We start from the raw sequence: 20993 nt of genomic DNA, 5'->3' as shown, positions 1-20993 counted from the left end.
TAGCCGCACCTAGTCGCACGTTGTCGTACCCGGCGTACGGGCCGGGCTTCGCGCACGGCCCGTACGCCGCCGACCCTCCGGGGGTACCGAACCATGTCCACCGCCACCGCTCATGAGCAGCTGGCCGAGGCCCGCCTCTATCTGTGCACCGACACACGGAAGCGCCAGGGCGACCTGCCGGAGTTCCTGGACGCCGTCCTGGCGGCAGGGGTGGACATCGTCCAGCTCCGGGAGAAGGGGATGGAGGCGGCCGAGGAGCTGGAGCACCTCCAGGTCTTCGCGGACGCCTGCCGCCGCCACGGAAAGCTGCTCGCCGTCAACGACCGCGCCGATGTCGCACATGCCATCGGCGCGGATGTGCTCCATCTGGGCCAGGGCGATCTGCCGGTGCCCGCGGCGCGCGCGATCCTCGGCGCGGACGTGCTGATCGGGCGCTCCACCCATGCGGAGGCCGAGGTGGACGCGGCGGCCGTCCAGCCCGGTGTGGACTACTTCTGCACCGGCCCCTGCTGGCCCACCCCCACCAAGCCGGGCCGCCACGCCCCCGGGCTGCCCCTGGTGCGTCACGCCGCGGCGCTCGGCACCGAGCGGCCGTGGTTCGCCATCGGCGGAATCGACGCCTCCAACCTGGATCAGGTCCTGGAAGCGGGCGCCCGCCGCATCGTCGTGGTCCGGGCCATCACGGCCGCCGACGACCCGGCGGCGGCGACGGCGGAACTGGCCAAGCGGGTGCGCGCGGCCTGACCGGAGCCCGGCCCCGGCTCTTCACCTGGCTTTCACCCGGTTTTCATCCGACCCGGCCCGTCCGCCGGTCGAGGGGGCGCCGAGCTGTCCGCACTGCGGACAGAAAGCTGGCAAAACCCCCAAATCTCCGGGGTCGGGTGGGCGTAGCCGAGCCGGGTGGATAGCCTGCTCGTATGGCCCTAGGCACCGCTTCCACCAGGACCGATCGCGCCCGTACCGTGCGCGATCTGCTCGCATCGGGCGAGCAGTCGTATTCCTTCGAATTCTTCGCCCCCAAGACGGCGAAGGGCGAGCAGACGCTGTGGAACGCCATCCGCAGGCTGGAAGCCGTCTCGCCCACCTTCGTCTCCGTGACCTACGGAGCCGGCGGTTCCTCCCGTGAGGGCACCGTGCGCGTCACCGAGCGCATCGCGACGGACACCACGCTCACCCCCGTCGCCCATCTGACCGCCGTCAACCACTCCCGGGCCGACCTGCGCAACGTCATCGGGCAGTACGCCGATGCCGGGATCCGGAACATGCTGGCCCTGCGCGGCGATCCGCCGGGCGACCCCACGGGGGAGTGGGTCCGGCACCCGGACGGCCTCAACTACGCCGTCGAGCTGGTCCGGCTGATCAAGGAGTCCGGCGACTTCTGCGTCGGCGTGGCCGCGTTCCCCGAGATGCACCCCCGCTCGGCGGACTGGGACACCGACATCCGTCACTTCATCGACAAGTGCCGCGCGGGCGCCGACTTCGCCATCACGCAGATGTTCTTCTACCCCGAGGACTATCTGCGGCTGCGCGACCGGGTCGCCGCGGCGGGCTGTACGACACCGATCATCCCTGAGATCATGCCCGTCACGAACGTCAAGCAGATCGAGCGTTTCGCGCAGCTCAGCAATGCCGCGTTCCCGCCCGAACTGGCTGAACGGATTCTGGCGGTGAAAGACGACCCGGCGGCTGTACGCTCGATCGGAATCGACTACGCCACAGAGGTGTGCGCGCGGTTGATGGCCGAGGAGATCCCCGGGCTGCACTTCATCACCCTGAACCACTCCCCGGCGACGCTGGAAATCTACGAGAATCTGGGACTGCATCAGCGGTCCTGATCCTGATGACGGCAGCCGACGGGCGGCCGCATTGAGAGGGGCGGGCATGGGCTGGACGGTCCTCTACATCGCTTTCGGCGTCGTCGCGCTGTGGCTGCTGGGGGAGGTCCTCCTGCAGTACAAGGCGCGGCTGCGCTGGCGGCTGCTGGCCTTCGTCGGATTTCTGGGCGTGGTCGTCGGCGTGCTGATCCCGTCGGTTCCGGTGATCGGGGCGGGGGCGATCGCCTTCGCCATAGGCCAGACGTATGTGACGCTCTCCTTCCGGCGCGGCTTCGCCGCGGGGTGGGCGCTGAGCGGCGGGCTGCCCGGGCTGCTCGGCCGCGAGGTGCGCAGTCCCCGGCCGGACGACGCGGACAAGGAGCCGATCCTCGAGGTGTCCGACCTGGAGGCGGTCCCGGCGGCGCAGCCGGAGCCGCCCGCGTACCAGCCGCAGCCGCTGCCCGATGACACCGGTGAGTACGGCGTCTACGAGGAGCCGTCGGCCTTCACTCCGGCCGCGGGCGCGTACAGTGCCGATGCGGCCGGTGGCTACAGCGCGTACGAGACGTACGGGGGCTATGGCGCGCAGCAGGACCACAGCCAGGGGCAGGGCCAGAACTACGGCCAGGATGTCTACGCGGACCAGATGGGCCAGGGCGGGCAGTACGGCTACGGGAACGAGGCGTACGCGGCCTACGGCCAGGACCCGTACGGCGGCGCCCAGCCCCAGCCCCAGGCCCAGCCCTATGAGCAGCAGGGTTACGACCAGCAGGGTTACGGCCAGCAGCAGTACGCCGACCAGTACGCGGCCTACGGCCAGCAGGATCCGTACGGCGGCGGGGCCTACGGCGGCGACCACTGGGCGGCCGACGCCTCCTACCCCTCGCCGGACCCGGCGTACGACGTGACGCAGTCCGGCGGGCCCTGGGTGCCGCAGCAGCGCGAAGGCGACGCCGCGCCGGCGCCGGACCAGCAGGCGTACCCGTACCAGCAGCAACAGGGCCAGGCCCAGGGTCAGGGCTACCCCCAGGGCTTCGACGAGCAGTACCGCTACTGAGCCGGCAGCGCTTCTGCGTCGACAGCGCTGCTGAGCCCTGCTGCCAGATGAGCCCGCTCCCCGGGAGCGGGCTCACGTGTTTCGTGGAGCCGCTCTACTGGGAGCCGCGCCAGTCCTCGCCCTCGACGATCAGCCCGGCCGCCAGCGCGCCCGACATCCCGGCGTGGGCGAGCCCGCCGCCCGGATGGGCCCAGCCGCCCACCAGATACAGGCCCGGGAGCCGGGTGACATTGGCGGGCCGCAGAAACGCGCCGTCCGCCCCGGCGAGCACCGGGGCCGGCACGGCGCCGCCCCTGGCGCCCGTCTCCGCCCCGGTGTCGGCGGGTGTGCGGACCTCATGCCACAGCATCCGGTCCCGCAGCCCCGGTATCGCGGCCTCGGCTGCCGTGATCAGCCGCTGGGCGTCCTGCTCCGCCGCCGCGCCGTCCGTCCAGTCCACCGGGCCGTGCGGGGCGACGGCGGCGGTGAGGGTGACGGCCTCGTGCTCCTCGTCCGGGCGCACCGTGGGGTCGTCCGGGCGCAAGACGGTGACCGTGGGGTGGGGGCAGGGCTCGCGGAGCCCGCTTCCGTCGCCGAAGACGGCGGCCAACTCCGCCTCCCGGTCCGGGGCATGGACCACGGTGCGGTGTGCGGTGTCCTCGGGGCGGGCGTCGCGCAGCGCCAGAAAGACGGTCAGCCGCCCCGGCGTGCCGTCGCCCGCGCCGGGCTCCGGCCGCACATCCCCCTCCCGCCAGGGCGCCTGCCCGCCGAGCAGTGGGAGCAGCAGGGCGGGGTCGATGCCCGAGACCACCGCGTCGGCCTCCGCGACAGTGCCGTCGGCCAGCTCCACGCCCGCCGCGCGGCCGTCCTTCTCCACGATGCCGGTGACCTCGGCGCCGAAGTGGAACTCGACCTTCCGCTGACGGCAGCGCTCATGGAGGGCATCGGCGAGCGCCCGCATGCCCCCGCGCACATACCAGGTGCCGAACGTCTGCTCGATATAGGGCAGCACGGTGGCCGCGGCCGGGGCGGAGCGCGGGTCGAGGCCGTGCGCCAGCGCATGACTCTCCAGGAGGGCCACGGCACGCGGATCCTTCAGCTCACGGCGGGCCACCCCGGCGAGCGTGGGCGACTCGTCGGCACCGCCCCGGCCGAACAGGCCGCCGAGCCGCCCGCGGCGCACAGGGGCGGCCGGATAGGGATCGCGGCCCAGGACCCGCCAGTCGGCGCGCAGTGGCTCCTCCAGGAGCGGCCTGCGGGTGGCGTCCCACACCTCGCGCGCCCGGTTGACCAGATCGCTCCAGCGCTCGCCCGCGCCCGCGCCGAAGGCGCCGTCCAGCGCCTGGAGCACCCCGGCCCGCGAGGCATTGGGCAGCCGGACATCCGTGCCGTCGGCGAAGAGATGCCGGCTCGCCGGGTCGACCTGGATGAGCTCGACGCTCTGCTCCAGGGTCTGCTTGCCGGTCTTCACGAACAGATCGCGGTAGACAGCGGGCAGGTGCAGCAGCCCCGGGCCGGTGTCGAAGCGGAATCCGTCCCGCGCGAAGCGGCCGACCCCGCCGCCATGGGTCCGCCCGCGCTCGTACACCACCACCCGGTGGCCCGCCACGGCCAGCCGGGCGGCCGCCGCCATGGCGCCCATCCCGGAGCCGATCACCACAATCCGTGCCATGACCGCGACTTTATCCGCCCCCACCGACAGCCGGGGCACCGCGCCTGGGGACGAGCGCGCAGACCTGAGTACGCGTACTCAGCCGGGGAGATGAGTAGTCGCGCGGATGGGCCACCACCTGCGGGGACGAGAGAGTGGTGCATACGGAAGGGCCGCGCGCCGCACCGCCGGCACGGGGCGGCGGAACGGCGCGGCGGCCCGGACGAAAGGTGGGAGTCACCGGGAGTCTCCAGGACCTGGAGCCTCCAACGGGGGAAGTACGGGGGAGTTACGGGGGGAGGCGCTGTTCCGGTCAGCTCGACGAGAGTCGATCTGCCGGAACAGCGCCTTCTGCGTGTACCCGGGGGCGCCGATCCGCCCGCCACACCGGGCCATCCGGAGGCGCGGCCGGCTATCCGGAGGCCACGGTCCCGCCGACGCGGCCCTGCAGCAGCCGCGACAGTGCCGCGTGCACATCCTCCAGCGACCGCTCCGGCTGATAGGACTGCCAGTCCAGCGCGGCCACCAGCACCATCCCGAACAGCGCCGACGCCGTCAGCGGGATATCGATCTCCCCGCTGAACTCGTGCGCGGCCACCCCGGCCCGCAGCTCGGCCTCGATCACCGCTATGGCCCGCTGCCGGACCATCATCAAGGTGGACTGCCAGGCGCGGTTGGTGCGCCACAGCTCGGCCACGTACAGCTGGGTCAGCGACGGATAGCGGGAGATGAAGTCCAGCCCGGCCCGGACCATGGCGTCCAGCGCGTCCACATGGCTGCCGCCGCGCTCGGCGTTCTCGTCGGCGGCGCTCTGGAGGGATGCGGTCAGCAGCTCGATGCCGTGCTGCAGCAGCTCCTCGAAGAGCACGGTCTTACTGGCGAAGTTGTAGTAGACCGTGCCCTTGGCCACCCCGGCCCGCTCGGCGATCTCGTCCACGGTGGTGGAGGAGAAGCCCTGTTCGGCGATGAGGGTCACCGCTGCCTCGAAGAGTTTCTGGCGTGTGGCCTGGCGGCGCGTGCTGCTGCTGTCCATGGCGCCGATTCTGCCCGTTGTTGATGTTATGCCGCTCACAGGCTCAGCTCCGGATGCAGCCGGTCCACCGACCACACCTGCCGGCGCCGCGCGGACCACGCGGTGAGCGCCAGGGCCGCCACGCTGAATCCGAGGAGCACCCCACAGGCCAGCCAGACCGGGCCGAGCCCGCCGCCGGTGATGAGCCGGCGCAGCCCGTCCACCACGTACGTCATGGGCAGGAAGGGGTGGATGGCGTTGAAGAAGCGCGGACTGGTCTGCACCGGATAGGTGCCGCCCGCCGAGGTCAGCTGGAGCATCAGCAGGGCCAGCACCAGGATCCGGCCGGCCGGTCCGAAGCGGGCGTTCAGCCACTGCACGATCGCCGCGAAACAGGCCGTCACCAGCATCAGGAAGCCGAGGGTGCCCGCGGCCCGCGCCATCTGCAGGCCGATCGCCCAGTGCAACACCGCCATCAGGGCCAGCGTCTGGAACACACCGATCGCGGCGACCGGCAGCCAGCCCGCGAACGCGATCCGCCAGGAGGAGGCACCCACCGCGAGCGCGCGCTTGTTCAGCGGCTGGATCAGCATGTAGGCCACCATCGCGCCCACCCACAGGGAGAGCGGGATGAAGTACGGGGCGAAACCGGTGCCGTAGTTGGGCGCCTTGTGCAGTGCCTGGTTGACCAGCCGCACCGGATCCGCCATCACCTCGGTCCGGGCGTCCCGGTCCTGCTTGCCGTAGTCGGGGATCTTGTCGGCGCCGTCGTGCAGCCCGCCGGAGAGCTTGCCCGAGCCGTCGACGAGCCGGAACATCCCGCCGCCCAGGGTGTCCGCGCCGCCGCGCGCCTTACCGACGCCGCTGTCGAGGTCGGAGGCGCCGGTCTTGGCGGTGCTCAGCCCGGTGTGCAGGGTTCCGGCGCCCTTGGCGACCTTCTGTGCCCCGGAGTTGAGGGCGTTGACCTTCCGTACGGCGGTGTCGAGGTCGGTGCCCAGGTGCGGGGCGTTCCGCGCGAGCCAGAGCGCCTGGTCGTGCAGATCGTCCAGATGACCGCCGAGGGCGTCGAGTTGGGTGGTGTGGTCCTGCACCAGCTTGTTGACGTCCTCGGCCACATCGGCGGCGGTGTCGGCCGCCGCCACCGACTTCTTGAGCGCGGGACAGTCCGGGTCTGGGGGCACCGCCCCCTCGCAGCGGGTCCGGTAGTCGGCGGCGAGGCCGTCGGACGCCTTACGGGCCCTGGTGGCCGCCGTGGCGGTCGTCTCGGGCAGGGTGTCGAGGCTGTCGGACGCCTTCTGGGAGGCGTCGGCGACCAGTTGGGAGACGTCCCCGATCTCCTTGCCGTGCTCCTTGAGGAACGGGCGCACCTTGGCCGCCACGTCGTTGACCTTGTCCGACAGCGACTGGGTGCCGTCGGCGACCCCGCCCGCGCCGGTCTTGAGCGTCCCGGAGCCCTGGTAGAGCGTGCCGAGCCCGGACTTCAGATCGCGGCTGCCCTTCTTGGCCTTGGCCAGGCCCTTGGCGAGGTCGTCCGCGCCCTTCTTGGCCTTGCCGATGCCCTTACCGAGCTTGTCGGCGCTCTTGGCGGCCTTCTCCGTCTCGCCGTGGATATCGGCGAAGGAGATGAAGATGTTGTCGTAGAAGCCGCGGGATGCCTTGGTGGAGGCCGCGGCGCGCACCTCGGAGAAGACCGAGCGGGAGATCTGGCCGACGATGTAGTTGTTGGCGTCATTGGTGCGCACCTTGAGGGCGCCGGTCTCCGGGGACTTCCCGGAGCTGGTGGCGATCTGCCGGCTGAAGTCCGAGGGCACGGTCAGCGACAGGTAGTACGTGCCGTTCGCGACGCCCTTACGGGCCTCGGCGGCGCTTGTGCGGTGCCAGTCGAAGGTCTTGCTGTCGAGCAGCTTGCCGCTGATGTCGTCGCCCGCGGTGAGGCGGTCGCCCTTCACGGTGGCGCCGGTGTCCGCGTTGACGAGGGCCACCGGGATCTTGTCCAGCTTGCCGTACGGGTCCCAGAAGGACCACAGGTACAGCGCACCGTAGAGCAGCGGCAGCAGGAGCAGGGCGGCCAGCGCCGCACGTGGCAGCTTCCCCCTCCCGAACCGCTTCAGCTCAAGCGCGGCGAGTTTCGGCGAGCGCATCCGCCGCCCCCTTCTCGTTCTCGTCGTGTCCGGCCTCGTGTCCGGCCTCGTGTCCGGCGGGAGTGGCGGAGGCGTCCGCGTCGGCCTTCTGGCTCTCCTGGCTCTGTTCAGCCGGGCTCTTCCTCGCGGTCCGGACCACGACCGCGTCGGCCGGGGCCTGGCTGCACACCGCGAGGACCGTGGTGCCGCCCTCCGCGATCTCCCGCAGCAGCGCCCAGGCGCGCTCGCGTTCGGCGTCCGAGAGCTTCATGTCGGCGTCGTCGACGGCCAGCAGCCGCGGCCGGGCGATGAGCGCGAGCGCGATCGACAGCCGCAACGTCTCCAGCCGCTCCAGGTCCCGTACGGCCGTACGCGGCCCCTTGGGCAGCGTGTCGAGGTCCAACCCGGCGGCCGTGAGGGCCGCGTCGATGCCGGCCCGGGACGCGGCGGCCCGCTCACAGCGCCGACGCAGCAGCCCGCGCGGGGAGTCGGCGAACCGGCGCCGCAGCAGGGCCCGCTCCCGCAGATGCTCGGTGACCGTGAGCACTGGATCGAGCTCAATGACACCCGGTACGTGGGCGAGCGCGCTGATCCGGCGTATGCGCGCCATCTGTTGGGGAACCCGGAAGCTCCCGACCACGCCGTGTCCCTCGGTGGGGCGCATCCGGCCGGTGAGCGTCAGCAGCAGGGAGGTGCGGCCCGAGCCGGACGGGCCCTCGATCGCGATCAGCGCACCGGAGTCGGCGGCGATGTCGGCACCGCGGAACGCCCAGCCGTGCGACCCCCTGACACCGAGCCCCTCGGCCGTCACCGCCGCCCCGGTCTCCGCTTCTGGGGTGCCCCCCACGCACATCACTTCCTTGATTTTTGAACTGACTGGTCAGTGCAAAAACAGTATGGAGTATGGCGGGGCCAGGCGGGGCGTCGGGGTCGTTCGCGCTGGTCAGAGCCGATTGTCAGTGGTGTGCCCCACGATGGCCCCATACGGCGGTCGCTCTACCACACGACCGGCCGCCACGCGACGACAGGAGGTTCGTCATGGCCAGTACCGCCGCAGCGCGCCGGCACCGTGCCGCCGCCCCTGCCCCCTCGTTGACCGGCCCCGCGACCGATGTCCACCCCGTGCTGCGCCGCGCGTCCGCCCCGCCCGCCGCGGCCGGTCTGCTCACCCAGGCCCATCAGGGTCTGGAGGAGGCCGCCGCGCTCGAGACCGCCAACGAGCGCTTTGCGACCGCGCATCTGGCCGCCCTGCGCACGGCCGCCGCCGTGCTCGCCGTGCGCGGCCGCCCCGAGTCCACCGCGCGCCGCCGCGCCCGGATCCGCAGCGCCTGGGAGGTCCTGCCGGAGGTCGCTCCCGAACTGGCCGAGTGGAGCGCGCTGTTCGCCTCCGGCGCCGAGCGCCGGGCCCGCGCCGAGGCGGGGATACAGGGCGCCGCGAGCCGGCGGGACGCGGACGATCTGCTGCGTGCCACCGCGATGTTCCTGCGGCTGGTGGAGCGCATGCTGATGCTGCAGCCGACCCTGCCCCACCAGGCCCCACCGGGTGACGAGCCGGGCCCGTCGGGAGCGTGAGAGTCGGGAGCGTGAGAGATGACCCGGTGGCCGCCCCGGCGCGGGCCGGTGTCCGCTGGGGCGCGATGCGGCATCGGCTGGAGCGCCGTCCGGTATCCGCTCGTCCGCCGTCCGCTCGTCCGCCGTCCGCTCGTCCGCCGTCCGCCGGGTACCGCTGGGGCGCCGGCCGCTGTCCGTCCGGTATCCGCTGAGGCCCGGTGGGGCCGGCCGCCTCGGCGCGCCCCGCCCCACGGAGGCAATAGGCTGGGACCGCCGACGTCAGTAAGCCGTCGTCGCCGCCTCCGGGCGGTGGCGGCACCGCGCCGAGGAGCCACCCGCCGTGTCAGACCCGCAGCGCCCCCGTGCGTCCCTCCGTACCGCCGTGGTCTGGGAGGTCCTGAAGGACGCCCTGGAACGGCGGGCCAAGGCCACGGACCGGGAGGCCGCCGAGGGCGGGGCCGTGCACGGTGCGCTGGACGTCCTGGACACCGGCGGCGGCAGCGGCAATTTCGCCGTTCCCGTGGCCGGTCTCGGCCATCGCGTCACCGTGGTCGACCCGAGTCCGAACGCCCTGTTCGCGCTGGAGCGGCGGGCCGCCGAGGCCGGGGTGGCCGACCGGGTGCGTGGAGTCCAGGGCGATGCCCACGGGCTCTTCGACGTGGTCGAGCGGGGCAGTTACGACGTGGTGCTCTGCCATGGCGTGCTGGAGTACGTGGACGACCCCGCCGAGGGCCTGCGGAACGCGGCGGCGGCCCTGCGCCCCGCCGGAACCCTCAGCGTGCTCGCGGCGGGCCTGGGCGGTGCCGTGCTGGCCCGCGCCCTGGCCGGTCACTTCACCGAGGCCCGGCAAGCGCTTACTGACCCCGAGGGCCGCTGGGGCTCCGGAGACCCGATGCCGCGCCGCTTCACCGCCGACCAGCTGTCCGAGCTGGTGGAGGCGGCCGGTCTGGAGATCGCCGCGGTGCACGGGGTGCGGGTTTTCGCCGATCTGGTCCCCGGAGTGCTCGTGGACACCGAGCCCGGGGCGCTGGACGCCCTGTTGCAGCTGGAGGAGGCCGCCGCCGGGCTGCCCGCCTTCCGCTCCGTCGCCACTCAGCTGCACGTTCTCGCCGAGCGGGACTGAGCGGCTCCTCCTGCCCCACCGGACGACGGGCGGCGCAGGTGGAGTCGGCCACAGGAGACCCGATTGGACGCCAGGCCCCGTATGATCGGAGTACACCGTCCGGCATGGCCAATCGGCGGGAGGGGAATGGACGTCTCAGCGTCAACTTTCGCCACGCCCGTGGGGGTGGGCGAATTGGCGTTGAGGGGCGGGTTTCACGGGGGCGATTCCCTGCCTATCCTGAAAGGGTCGCACCCGGTCGCCCCCCGCGACCGACGAGTAGGAGGACTCCGTGCCGCTCTCGGAGCACGAGCAGCGCATGCTCGAGCAAATGGAGCGAGCGTTGTACGCCGAAGATCCCAAGTTCGCGACAGCGCTTGAGGGAAGCGGTCTGCGCACGTACACCCGGCGACGGGTCTACCAGGCGGTCGCGGGTTTTCTGGTGGGCATCGCACTCCTCATGGTCGGAGTGATCGTCCCCCAGATCTGGATCAGCGTGGTGGGCTTCCTGATCATGCTGGGATGTGCGGTGCTCGCGGTGACCGGCTGGCGCAAGGCTCCCAAACCCGGTGAGGCGCAGGGCGGCGGCGGGGCGGCTCCCCGCCGTCAGGCCCGTCAGCGCCGTTCGATGATGGCGCGTATCGAGGAGCGGTGGCAGCGTCGCCGCGATGAGCAGGGCCACTGAGAATAATTCTTGGATGAGCGGTTGAGGGGCGGTCGCCGACTGGCGACCGCCCCTCAACCGTGCGATAGCCCTTCCGGGCGGGCCGTAGCCCTTAAGACGTGCCCCAGCCCAGCAACCGTGTCCTGGGCCCGCGACCGTGTCCCGGGTCTGCAACCCGCTCCCAGCCCCGCAACCGCGTCCTGGACCCTGGGCTCGGCCCTGGCCCCCGCAGGGCCCTGGAACGAGCCTGGGCGGCCCTGAGCCCCCGTGGCGTGCCCGAGCGGCCTGAGCCCCCGCGCGCGCCGCGGGGGCCTCAGTGGCGGGGCTCAGCCGCAAGGGCTCAGGGCCGCTCGAAGGTCAGGCCGCCCCGAGGTCAGCTCCCCTGGCCGCGCGGGGGCCGGAGCTGGGAGGCCCAGCGGGCCCAGCGGGGGGCTCCCCACCGCTGGACCAGCGCGGACCAGCGCTGTCCCCACGCCCACGCCAGTTGAGCCGCGGACCGCGGGGCCAGCAGCGCCCGCAGCCGCTCCCGCCGCCCCGCCTTGGCCTGGAATCCGGACAGCACCTGCCGGACGTCGTCCGCGACGCCCGCGAACGGGCGCGGCTGCGGTGCGTACAGCACCTGCTCGACCGCCTCGGCCACCCGCTGCGCCGCCCGGGCCGAATCGTCGTCGAGGTCGGCGATCCGCACCATGCGGGCCACCGCCCTGCGCGAGGTCAGCGAGTCGTCCGGCAGCACGCCGAAGTCCCAGGCCGAATCCGTGAGTTCACGCCATGCGGCGAGGACCCGGTCGGCGGCGTCCTGCTCGGTGCGCCCGCCCGAGCCGTCCAGTCTGCGGGTCCGTATCCGCCGCCGCCACAGCATGGGCAGCAGCGGCACCACGGCCAGCAGCACCGCCAGCGAACTCCAGCTGGTGACCTTGGTCGCCGACCAGCCGCCGCCCGAGGCGCCGTTGTCCGGCTGCTGGGCCGCGGCACCTCCACAGGTGCCCAGCTTCTTCATCTCCAGGGAGCAGCTGTCGGAGGCGGTCGGGGCGGCCGTCGGCTCGGAGGTCGTGCTGGGCTCGGTCGTCGGCTCGTCGGACGGGCTGCCCGAGGGCGTCTGCTCCATCGTGTAGTCGGGCTGGGTGCCACGGCTCGGGGTGGGCTCGAAACGGGTCCAGCCCACGCCCTCGAAGTACAGCTCGGGCCAGGCGTGCGCGTCCTTCAGGCCCACCGACACCGAGCCGTCCGCCTGGGCGGTGCCGGGGGTGAACCCGACCGCCACCCGCGCCGGAATGCCCAGCGTCCGGGCCATCGCCGCCATCGAGAAGGAGAAGTGGACGCAGAAGCCCTCCTTCTGCTTCAGGAACCGGACGATGGCGGCCGAGCCGCTGCCGGACTGCACCTCGGTGTCGTAACGGAATCCTCCGTTCACCGCGAACCAGTCCTGGAGCTTGACCGCCTTCTCGTACGCGTTGGACGCGCCGGCGGTCACCTCCCGCGCCGTACTGGCCACCACGGACGGCAGCGAGTCCGGCACCTCGGTGTACTCCTTCCGCAGCCGCGAGGGCGGGGCGGGCGCGGCCGCCAGCTGCTCGGCCGTCGGCTCCACCAGCAGGCTGGTGACCCGGTAGCGCGCGCCCCGGGTGGTCTGACCGCGGTCGCCGACCAGCGTGCGGCCCTCCGGTTCATAGCGCCAGCGCCCGTCGATCTCGACCCTGGACGCGGGGTAGGGGAGGGGCAGCCAGTTCTGCGCGTACCAGTCGGCGGCCGAGATCGAGGTGTCGATCGAGGAGACCCGGACCGAGGGGCCGAGCCCGGCGGGCGACGGAAGCTGTCCGGGCACATCGGTGACATGCCGCTCGGACGACTTCCAGGAGGTGCCGTCGAACCGGTCCAGCGCCACGATCCGCAGATACAGGTCCTGCGTGGTCTGTGAGGAGGTGCGATAGCGCAGCACCTCCTTGTTCTCCGGCTGATTCAGGCTGTCCTGCAGCGACACCAGCGGATTGACCGCCGAGATCGTGCCGCCGCCACTGCCCGACCCGCCACCGCTGCCCTGCCGGTCCAGCAGTCCGCCGTCCAGGGACGGCAGCGCCGCGGGCACCACCAGCGCGATGCCGAGCGCCAGCACTCCGATCCTGCGGCCGGTGCGGACCGGGGCGAGCGCCGGGGCGCCTCCGGCCCCGGCCAGGCCCGAGGGCGGCATACCCCCCGGACGGGGGGCGCCGCCGCTGAACACCCGGCCCCACTGGGAGAGCCGGTCCCGGCCCTCGGCCAGGAGCAGCAGCAGATAGCCGGCCGCCGCCAGCAGGAACCACAGCCAGTCGCTCCCGGCGTCGGACAGGCCGGCCGCGACCGAGTACAGCGCGAGCAGCGGCAGCCCGGCGGGGGCCGCGCTGCGGTAGGTCACCGCGAGCGCGTCGACCACCAGGCCGATCACCAGCACCCCGGCCACCAGCATCAGCCGGATGCCATCGGTGAGCGGCGCGGGGATCGCGTACTGCCCCACGTCGTCGGCGCCGTCGCGCAGCAGCACCGCGAACTCGTGAAGGGCCTGCGGGCTCGGCAGCACCCCGCCCAGCGCCTGCTCGTGTGCGAAGACCAGGGTGAGCAGCAGCAGCGTCACCACGGCCTGCGCGGCCACCGTCAGCGGGCGGGCCAGCGGCACCCGGCGGGCCGCCACGCCCGTCCCGCTCTGGACCGCCAGCAACAGGGTGGCCTGCAACAGCCAGCTCGCCGGGTCCACCAGCGGCAGCAGCGCACAGGCCGCCGCCACCGTGGCCAGCGCCGCACATATCGCGAGCCGAACGCTCCCACTCATGCCCAGCTCCCTGTCATGCCGCCGATCGTGGGGCCTCCGGCGTCCGCCCGGGTGGCGCCCTGGGCGTCGGCCTGCCGCCACAGCTGTGCCAGCGAGGCCCCCGGGCCGACCGGCAGCGCCGTCCACCCCGCCTCGCGCAGCCGCCGCAGCCGCTCCTCCAGCTCCCGTGTGCCCCCGAACTCCGCCCCGCGCGACCAGGCCGCGGCGTCCAGCACGAACGCCACCGCGGCCGTGGTGCGGTGCCGCATCCGGGCGGCCGTCGCCGCCTGCTCCTCGTCCAGATCGCCCAGGAAGGCCACCAGCAGCCCCTCACCGCCGCCCCGCAGCACCTCGAAGGCGGGCGAGAGCCCCCCGCCGTCGGAGTGGTCCACCACGGCGAGGGTGTCCAGCATCAGCCCGGCGGTCTCCGCCGAGTCATGGGTGGAGCCGGTGAAGCCGCCTCCGCCGTCCGGGCCCGGCACCGAGTTTCCGGAGTCGGTCAGCAGCCGGACCGCATAGCCCCGCTCCAGCAGATGGACCGCTGCCGAGGCCGCCCCGGAGACCGCCCATTCGAAGGCCGAGTCGGGCCCGGAGCCGTAGTGCGCCGTACGCCGGGTGTCCAGCAGCACCGTGCAGTGGGCCCGCTGCGGCTGCTCCTCCCGGCGGACCATGAGCTCCCCGTAGCGCGCGGTGGATCGCCAGTGCACCCGGCGCAGATCGTCGCCTATGCGATAGCCGCGCGGGATGACGTCGTCCTCACCGGCCAGGGCCAGCGAGCGGTGCCGCCCGTCCCCGTACCCCGCGGCCTCGCCGGTCAGGCGCACCGGGGGCAGCGGCTCGACCCGGGGGATCACCGTGAGCGTGTCGTAGGCGCTGAAGGCGCGGGTCAGCTCGCACATCCCGAACGGATCGCTCAGCCGCAGCTGCAGCGGGCCCAGCGGATAGCGGCCGCGCAGATCCGAGCGGACCCGGTAGGACACCTCGCGGCGGCCGCCCGGCTCCACCCGGTCCAGCACGAACCGGGGGCGCGGCCCCAGCACGTAGGGCACCCGGTCCTGGAGCATCAGCAGCCCGGTGGGCAGCCGCGAGACATTGTCCATCCGCAGATGCACCCGGGCCTCGGAGCCCGCCGGCACCCGCGCGGGAGCGAGCCGTCTGCTGCCCGCCACCCGGTACCGGGTGCGGTAGACCACGGCCACGCAGACCAGAGGCAGCGCGGCCAGCAGCAGCCCGACCCGCAGCAGATCCGCCTGGCCCAGGACATAGCTGCACACCGCGGCGGCCACCCCGGCGGCCAGGAAGGAACGGCCGCGGGTGGTCAGCCCGGCGAGGGCGGCCCGCAGCCCGCCCGAGTCCTCGCCGGCGCCGGGGCCCTCGGGGCCCATGTCCGTCCCCCCCGCGGCCATCACAGCCTCCGCGCGCCCGGCTGCTGCCGGCCGAAGTCGGCCGGGGGCATGGGCGGCATCGGGGGCATCCCGCCACCCGCGCCGCGTGAGCCGGAGGTGGGCACCGGGGTGCGCTGCACGATGTCCGTGACGACCTGCTCCGCGGTGCGCCGGTTCAGCTGGGCCTGTGCGGTGGGCAGCAGCCGGTGTGCCAGCACCGCCACGGCGAGGGACTGCACATCGTCCGGCAGCGCGAACTCCCGCCCGGCCAGCGCGGCCGACGCCTTGGCGGCCCGCAGCAGATGCAGCGTGGCGCGGGGCGAGGCGCCCAGCCGCAGATCGGGGTGGCTGCGGGTGGCGGCCACCAGGTCCACCGCGTAGCGCCGGACGGCCTCGGCGACATGGACCGAGCGCACCGCCTCGACCAGCTTGACGATCTCATGGGCGTGCGCCACAGGCTGCAGGTCGTCCAGCGGGGAGACGCCACCGTGGACGTCCAGCATCTGCAGCTCGGCCTGCGGGCTGGGGTATCCGATGGAGACACGGGCCATGAAGCGGTCGCGCTGCGCCTCGGGCAGCGGATAGGTGCCCTCCATCTCGACCGGGTTCTGCGTGGCCACCACCATGAAGGGGTTGGGCAGCTCGTAGCTCTCCCCGTCGATGGTGACCTGGCGCTCCTCCATCGACTCCAGCAGCGCGGACTGGGTCTTGGGCGAGGCGCGGTTGATCTCGTCGCCGATCACGATCTGGGCGAAGATGGCGCCCGGCTTGAACTCGAACTCCTTGCGCTGCTGGTCGAAGATGCTCACGCCGGTGATGTCGGACGGCAACAGGTCCGGGGTGAACTGGATCCGCCGCACGGAGCAGTCGATGGACCGCGCGAGCGCCTTGGCCAGCATGGTCTTGCCCACGCCCGGGACGTCCTCGATCAGCAGATGCCCCTCGGCGAGCAGCACGGTCAGCGAAAGCCGTACGACCTCGGGCTTGCCCTCGATCACACCCTCCACCGACCGGCGGATCCGCTCCGCTGTGGTGGTCAGATCGCTGAGGCTCGCTCGCTCGTCATAGGTCGTCACCCGGCCCTCCTCGGCCCGTTCTCAGGGCCGTTGCCCTCGGAACGGACCGGCCCACCGCAAACGCTGACATCGGTCCCCCGCGTGGTTGCGGGGGACGATGTCACCTATGCATTCTTGCGGTCTCCGCGGCCTCGCGTCACTCGGCTGTGGATAACCCGGGGTTATTTGTCACGCTTGTGCGAATTCGGGTGCTGAATCCCTTCAGTACCTCGGCATCCCTCAGGCGCGCGGCGTGACCTCCCGCAGCAGACCCGTCGTCACATCGAAGACGAAGCCGCGGACGTCGTCGGTGTGCACCAGGAACGGCGAGGTGCGCACCCGCTGCATCGACTGGCGGACGTCGGCGTCGAGGTCCTTGAACGCCTCGACCGCCCATGACGGACGCTGCCCCACCTCCTCCTCCAGCTCATGCCGGAAGTCCTCGGTGAGGCTCAGCAGACCGCAGCCGGTGTGGTGGATGAGTACGACGCTGCGGGTCCCGAGCGCGCGCTGGCTGATGGTCAGGGACCGGATGATGTCGTCGGTGACCACACCGCCGGCGTTGCGGATGGTGTGGCAGTCGCCCAGCTCCAGGCCGAGTGCCTCATGCAGGTCCAGTCGGGCGTCCATGCACGCGACGACGGCGACGCGCTGCACGGGCCGCGCGTCCATTCCGGGGTCGGTGAACTTCTCGGCGTACTTGCGGTTGGCCTCCACGAGGCGGTCGGTGACCGTGTCTCCCGTACGGGCGTCGCGGTCGGTGGACGGATTCGGCTGCGGCGCTGCTATCGACATAATGACGACGCTACCTCTCACCAGGAATTTTTGTCTTCTCTTTAGGTAGGGCAAACGAGGGCAACGGGGTGGGCCGAGCGGGTGATGTGAGACAACCCACAGCCCCCTGTGCCCCTCGGTGTGGTGCTTGAGGGAGGTGATACCACCCCCCGGGGCGGGACGCGCTGGCCGGTTGGTTGACCGAAGGGACGAGTGGACTAAAGTGACGCGAAGTGGGAGGCGTGACGCTCCCCTCGGATCCCGGAATTTCGCGTGAGCGCGGTGCGTACGTACCCCTCGGCCTCCTCCCGCTCCGGTCGCCTGACGTCACTTCCCCGGCGCCAGTAGGCCACTTCCCCTTCAGAGCGGGCGGGGACCCGGAGGTGCGTACCATCCTCGCCCGATCCTCAGAAGGGCGCACCAGCAGCGCAATGAGCAGCAACGCTCTCCATGTTCCCGTCATGCTCCAGCGCTGCCTGGACATGCTGGCCCCCGCTCTCGCCCGGCCCGGCGCGGTCGTGGTCGACTGCACCCTGGGCCTCGGCGGCCACAGCGAGGCGCTGTTGCGCGACTTCCCCGAGGCCCGGCTCATCGCCCTGGACCGCGACCCGTCCGCGCTGCGACTCGCCGGTGAGCGGCTCGCCCCGTACGGCGACCGGGCCACGCTGGTCCACGCGGTCTACGACGAGCTGCCCGAGGTCCTCGACCGGCTCGGCGTCCCGCGCGTCCAGGGGATCCTCTTCGACCTCGGCGTGTCCTCCATGCAGCTGGACGAGGCCGAGCGCGGTTTCGCCTACGCCCAGGACGTCCCGCTGGACATGCGGATGGACCAGACCACCGGCGTCAGCGCGGCGGAGGTGCTCAACACCTATCCGCCGGGCGAGCTGGTGCGCATCCTGCGGGCGTACGGCGAGGAGAAGTTCGCCAAGAAGATCGTGGACGCGGTGGTGCGCGAGCGCGCCAAGGAGCCGTTCACCAACAGCGCCCGGCTCGTCGAGCTGATCCGCGCGGCGCTGCCGCAGGCCGCCAAGCGCACCGGCGGCAATCCGGCCAAGCGCACCTTCCAGGCGCTGCGGATCGAGGTCAACGGCGAGCTCGCGGTCCTGGAGCAGGCCATTCCGGCGGCCGTGGGGACGCTCGCGGTCGGCGGGCGGATCGCCGTGCTCTCGTATCACTCGCTGGAAGACCGCCTGGTCAAGCAGGTGTTCGCGGCCGGTGCCCGCAATACGGCGCCCCCCGGGCTGCCGGTCGTCCCCGAGCAGTACCAGCCCCGGCTGAAGCTGCTCACCCGCGGCGCGGAGCTGCCCACCGAGGAGGAGATCGCCGAGAACCGGCGGGCCGCCCCGGCCCGGTTCCGGGGGGCTGAGCGCATCCGGGAAGAGGTCGGTCCATGAGCGTGCGGGGGACGGGGCCGAAAGGCCGGCCGGTGCCGGGCGCCACCACGGCCAGGCGCACGCCCTTCGTGCTGCTCGTCGTGGTCCTGCTCGGCTCCGGCCTGATCGCCCTGCTGCTGTTGAACTCCTCCCTCAACCAGGGGGCGTTCGAGCTCAGCAGGCTCGAGAAGCAGACCGGGGAACTCACCGACGAGCGCCAGGCGCTCCAGCAGGACGTCGACCAGCTCTCCGCCCCCGCCGAACTGGAACGGCGCGCCCGGGAACTGGGGATGGTGCCCGGCGGCAGCCCGGCCTTCCTCAACCCCGACGGCTCGGTCAGCGGGGTGCCCGCCCCCGCCTCGGGGCAGCCCTCGGTGCTCGGCGCCCCCGGCCCGGCGCCGCCGTCCGCGCTCGACCCCACGCCGTCCCAGGCGTCGCCCACCCCGTCCGTCCTCGCGCCGTCGGCCGCCACCCCGTCCGCGGCGGGCACGGGCACGGCGTCCGTGACCCCGTGGGGGCTGCCCAGCGCCCTCTCCGCGACCTCCTCCGCCTCCGCGCAGTCCACCCCGGCCCCTCAGAGGTGACACGGTGACGCGATCCCCAGCCCGCGCCCAGCCCGGCCCGCCCGCGCGGAGCACCGCCCGCGCGCGGGGGGCGGCCGCCGAGCCGAGGGCGGCCGTCGCGTGAGCGCGCCCCAGCATCCCCGCCGCCGTGGCGTGCCCGGCCCAGCCGGTCCGCGCGGCGACCGCCGCCCGCGCCAGGACGCGGCGCGGCGCCCCGGTGGGCGCCAGGGAGGATCGTCCGGCCGTCCGGCCCAGCGCCCGCGCCCCGGTGCTGCCCAGCGGCTGCGGCTGGGCAGCCCGCGCCCCCGGCTGCGGCTGATCAGCCTCGGCCTCACCCTCGTCATGCTGGTCTTCGTCGTACGGCTGCTGCAGGTGCAGGCCGTCGACGCCAGCGCCTACGCGGCCAAGGCCAACGTCAACCGCTACATCCCGGTGAAGCTGTCCGCCGAGCGCGGCTCCATCACCGACCGCAACGGCGTCGACCTGGCGACCACGGTGGACGCGTACGACATCACCGCCGCCCCCGACCTGCTCACGCCCAAGACGGCCAAGACCCGTGACGCGCCGCGCCAGGCCGCGGCCCTCCTCGCGCCGATCCTCGGCAAGGAGGAGGCGGACCTGGAGAAGAAGCTCACCGACAACCCCACGTCGCAGTACGTGGTGCTCGCCCGGCAGCAGTCGCCGCAGGTCTGGAACCAGATCAAGGACCTGAAGAGCGCCCTGGACGACGCGGCGACCAAGGGCAAGGGCACCAACGTCCTGGCCGGGGTCAACCGCGAGGCGCACAGCAAGCGGGTCTATCCGAACGGGGATCTCGCCGCCGGGGTACTGGGATTCGTGGGCGCCGACGGCCGCGGCGCCGCCGGGCTCGAGCAGCAGCTCAACAAGAAGCTCGCGGGCAAGGACGGCAAGCGCGTCTACGCCCAGTCGGGCGGCCACCAGGTGCCCACCGGGGACCTCAAGGAGCAGCCCGCGGTCCCCGGCAGCGATTACGAGCTGACCATCGACCGGGACATCCAGTGGGCCGCCCAGAGCGCCATCGCCGACCAGGTCCGCAAGTCCGGGGCCGACCGCGGCTATGTCATCGTCCAGGACACCCGCACCGGACAGCTCCTGGCGATGGCCAACGCGCCCGGGTTCGATCCCGGCGACATCACCACGACGGACGCGGACGACCTGGGCAACGCCGCGGTCTCCGACGCCTACGAGCCCGGCAGCGTCAGCAAGCTCATGTCCATGGCCGCGGTCCTCCAGGAGGGCGTGGCCCGCTGGGACACCCATGTGGTGGTCCCCAACCGGCTGCCGCGCGCGGACCGGGCATTCGCCGACGACATCGACCACCCCACCTGGTACCTCACGCTCAACGGCGTGCTCGCCAAGTCCAGCAACATCGGCACGATCCTGGCCACCGAGCAGCTGGGGAAGACCAAGAAGCAGAAGAACCAGATCCTCTACTCCTACCTGCGGAAGTTCGGGATCGGCCGGCCCAGCGGGCTCGGCCTCCCCGGCGAGACCCCGGGCATCCTGGCCCGGCCGCAGGACTGGAGCGCCTCGCAGCAGTACACCATCCCCTTCGGCCAGGGGCTGTCGCTCAACGCCGTCCAGGCGGCCTCCGTGTACTCCACCATCGCCAACGGCGGCGAGCGCATCGCGCCCACCCTCGTCCGCGGCACCAAGGGGCCCGGCGGCGACTACACGGCCGCGCCCGCCCCCGAGAAGACCCGTGTCGTCAGTAAGGAGACCGCGAAGACGCTCGCCGAGATGCTCGAGTCGGTCGTCGACGACCAGCAGGGTACCGGCGCCAAGGCGAAGATCCCCGGCTATCTCGTCGCGGGCAAGACCGGCACCTCCAACCGGGTGGACCCCAAGACCGGCCGCTACCGCGGCTACACCGCGTCCTTCGCCGGCTTCGCCCCGGCCGACAAACCGCGGCTGACCGTCTACTGTGCCGTTCAGAACCCGACGAAGGGCAGCTACTTCGGCGGTCAGGTCTGCGGACCGGTCTACAAGAAGGTCATGGAGTTCGGCCTCAAGGCCCTGCAGGTCCCGCCGTCCGGGAAGCAGCCCAAACGGCTCCCCGTGAGCTACAACCCGGGCCAGTGAGCGGACCC

General features: G+C 72.6%; 17 protein-coding genes. 9 read left to right on the top strand and 8 right to left on the bottom strand.

The genetic code is table 11. The annotated features are described in order from the left end of the window. Positions 1–93 precede the first annotated feature (93 nt). From thiE to AS97_RS14445, 3 genes are all read left to right on the top strand, one after another. Positions 94–744, top strand: a complete 651-nt coding sequence (gene thiE / locus AS97_RS14455; protein WP_086706031.1) for a thiamine phosphate synthase — start codon at positions 94–96, stop codon at positions 742–744. A 173-nt stretch (positions 745–917) separates the two neighbouring features. Further along, positions 918–1835, top strand: coding sequence for a methylenetetrahydrofolate reductase [NAD(P)H] (gene metF, locus AS97_RS14450; RefSeq protein WP_059143440.1), 918 nt, complete (start codon positions 918–920; stop codon positions 1833–1835). Between the two features lie 46 nt (positions 1836–1881). Beyond that, a complete protein-coding gene (locus tag AS97_RS14445) occupies positions 1882–2871 on the top strand; it encodes a hypothetical protein (protein WP_125759405.1) in 990 nt (329 codons plus the stop codon). Positions 2872–2965: 94 nt separating this feature from the next. Here the strand turns inward: AS97_RS14445 and AS97_RS14440 are convergent, their stop codons facing one another. The 4 genes from AS97_RS14440 to AS97_RS14425 all read right to left on the bottom strand — a co-directional run bounded on the left by AS97_RS14440 (position 2966) and on the right by AS97_RS14425 (position 8486). Continuing rightward, entirely contained in the window at positions 2966–4522 is a 1557-nt protein-coding gene (locus AS97_RS14440; protein WP_125759403.1) for an NAD(P)/FAD-dependent oxidoreductase, read from the bottom strand. Positions 4523–4913: 391 nt separating this feature from the next. After that, on the bottom strand, positions 4914–5534 hold the full coding sequence (locus AS97_RS14435) for a TetR/AcrR family transcriptional regulator (RefSeq protein WP_059143443.1): 621 nt from the start codon (positions 5532–5534) through the stop codon (positions 4914–4916). Between the two features lie 35 nt (positions 5535–5569). Continuing rightward, a complete protein-coding gene (locus AS97_RS14430; RefSeq protein ID WP_210565025.1) occupies positions 5570–7654 on the bottom strand; it encodes a YhgE/Pip domain-containing protein in 2085 nt (694 codons plus the stop codon). After that, positions 7626–8486 carry an ATP-binding cassette domain-containing protein gene (locus AS97_RS14425; protein ID WP_210567212.1) on the bottom strand — a complete coding sequence of 287 codons (861 nt, stop codon included), beginning with the start codon at positions 8484–8486 and terminating at the stop codon, positions 7626–7628. Before AS97_RS14425 ends, AS97_RS14430 begins: the two co-directional genes overlap by 29 nt. A 185-nt stretch (positions 8487–8671) precedes the next feature. Here AS97_RS14425 and AS97_RS14420 point away from each other — a divergent pair, with 185 nt between their 5' ends. From AS97_RS14420 to AS97_RS14410, 3 genes are all read left to right on the top strand, one after another. Continuing rightward, positions 8672–9205 (top strand): SAV_6107 family HEPN domain-containing protein, encoded by a 534-nt coding sequence (locus AS97_RS14420; RefSeq protein WP_059143446.1) that lies wholly within the window; start codon positions 8672–8674, stop codon positions 9203–9205. Positions 9206–9524: 319 nt separating this feature from the next. Next, positions 9525–10307 carry a methyltransferase gene (locus tag AS97_RS14415; protein WP_210565024.1) on the top strand — a complete coding sequence of 261 codons (783 nt, stop codon included), beginning with the start codon at positions 9525–9527 and terminating at the stop codon, positions 10305–10307. 271 nt (positions 10308–10578) lie between these two features. After that, a complete protein-coding gene (locus AS97_RS14410) occupies positions 10579–10971 on the top strand; it encodes a DUF3040 domain-containing protein (RefSeq protein ID WP_059143448.1) in 393 nt (130 codons plus the stop codon). Positions 10972–11323: 352 nt separating this feature from the next. Here the strand turns inward: AS97_RS14410 and AS97_RS14405 are convergent, their stop codons facing one another. From AS97_RS14405 to AS97_RS14390, 4 genes are all read right to left on the bottom strand, one after another. Next, the gene (locus AS97_RS14405; protein WP_086706036.1) at positions 11324–13753 is read right to left on the bottom strand and encodes a DUF3488 and transglutaminase-like domain-containing protein; all 2430 of its coding nucleotides are present in this window, start codon (positions 13751–13753) and stop codon (positions 11324–11326) included. Next, a complete protein-coding gene (locus tag AS97_RS14400; RefSeq protein ID WP_185929987.1) occupies positions 13750–15138 on the bottom strand; it encodes a DUF58 domain-containing protein in 1389 nt (462 codons plus the stop codon). Before AS97_RS14400 ends, AS97_RS14405 begins: the two co-directional genes overlap by 4 nt. Continuing rightward, positions 15138–16193 carry a MoxR family ATPase gene (locus tag AS97_RS14395; RefSeq protein WP_059143451.1) on the bottom strand — a complete coding sequence of 352 codons (1056 nt, stop codon included), beginning with the start codon at positions 16191–16193 and terminating at the stop codon, positions 15138–15140. The genes AS97_RS14400 and AS97_RS14395 overlap by 1 nt, the downstream gene beginning before the upstream one ends. 219 nt (positions 16194–16412) lie before the next feature. Then, positions 16413–16967 carry a carbonic anhydrase gene (locus AS97_RS14390; RefSeq protein ID WP_086706037.1) on the bottom strand — a complete coding sequence of 185 codons (555 nt, stop codon included), beginning with the start codon at positions 16965–16967 and terminating at the stop codon, positions 16413–16415. Positions 16968–17377: 410 nt separating this feature from the next. Here AS97_RS14390 and rsmH point away from each other — a divergent pair, with 410 nt between their 5' ends. The 3 genes from rsmH to AS97_RS14375 all read left to right on the top strand — a co-directional run bounded on the left by rsmH (position 17378) and on the right by AS97_RS14375 (position 20985). Continuing rightward, positions 17378–18340, top strand: a complete 963-nt coding sequence (gene rsmH, locus AS97_RS14385; RefSeq protein ID WP_125759397.1) for a 16S rRNA (cytosine(1402)-N(4))-methyltransferase RsmH — start codon at positions 17378–17380, stop codon at positions 18338–18340. Then, positions 18337–18903, top strand: coding sequence for a septum formation initiator family protein (locus tag AS97_RS14380; protein WP_197049052.1), 567 nt, complete (start codon positions 18337–18339; stop codon positions 18901–18903). The genes rsmH and AS97_RS14380 overlap by 4 nt, the downstream gene beginning before the upstream one ends. Positions 18904–19002: 99 nt before the next feature. Further along, entirely contained in the window at positions 19003–20985 is a 1983-nt protein-coding gene (locus AS97_RS14375) for a penicillin-binding protein 2 (protein ID WP_210565023.1), read from the top strand. Positions 20986–20993: the final 8 nt, after the last annotated feature.

This window comes from Streptomyces sp. AgN23 (genome assembly GCF_001598115.1).
GTDB lineage: Bacteria > Actinomycetota > Actinomycetes > Streptomycetales > Streptomycetaceae > Streptomyces > Streptomyces antimycoticus.
This window is presented reverse-complemented; position numbering and strand designations above follow the sequence as displayed.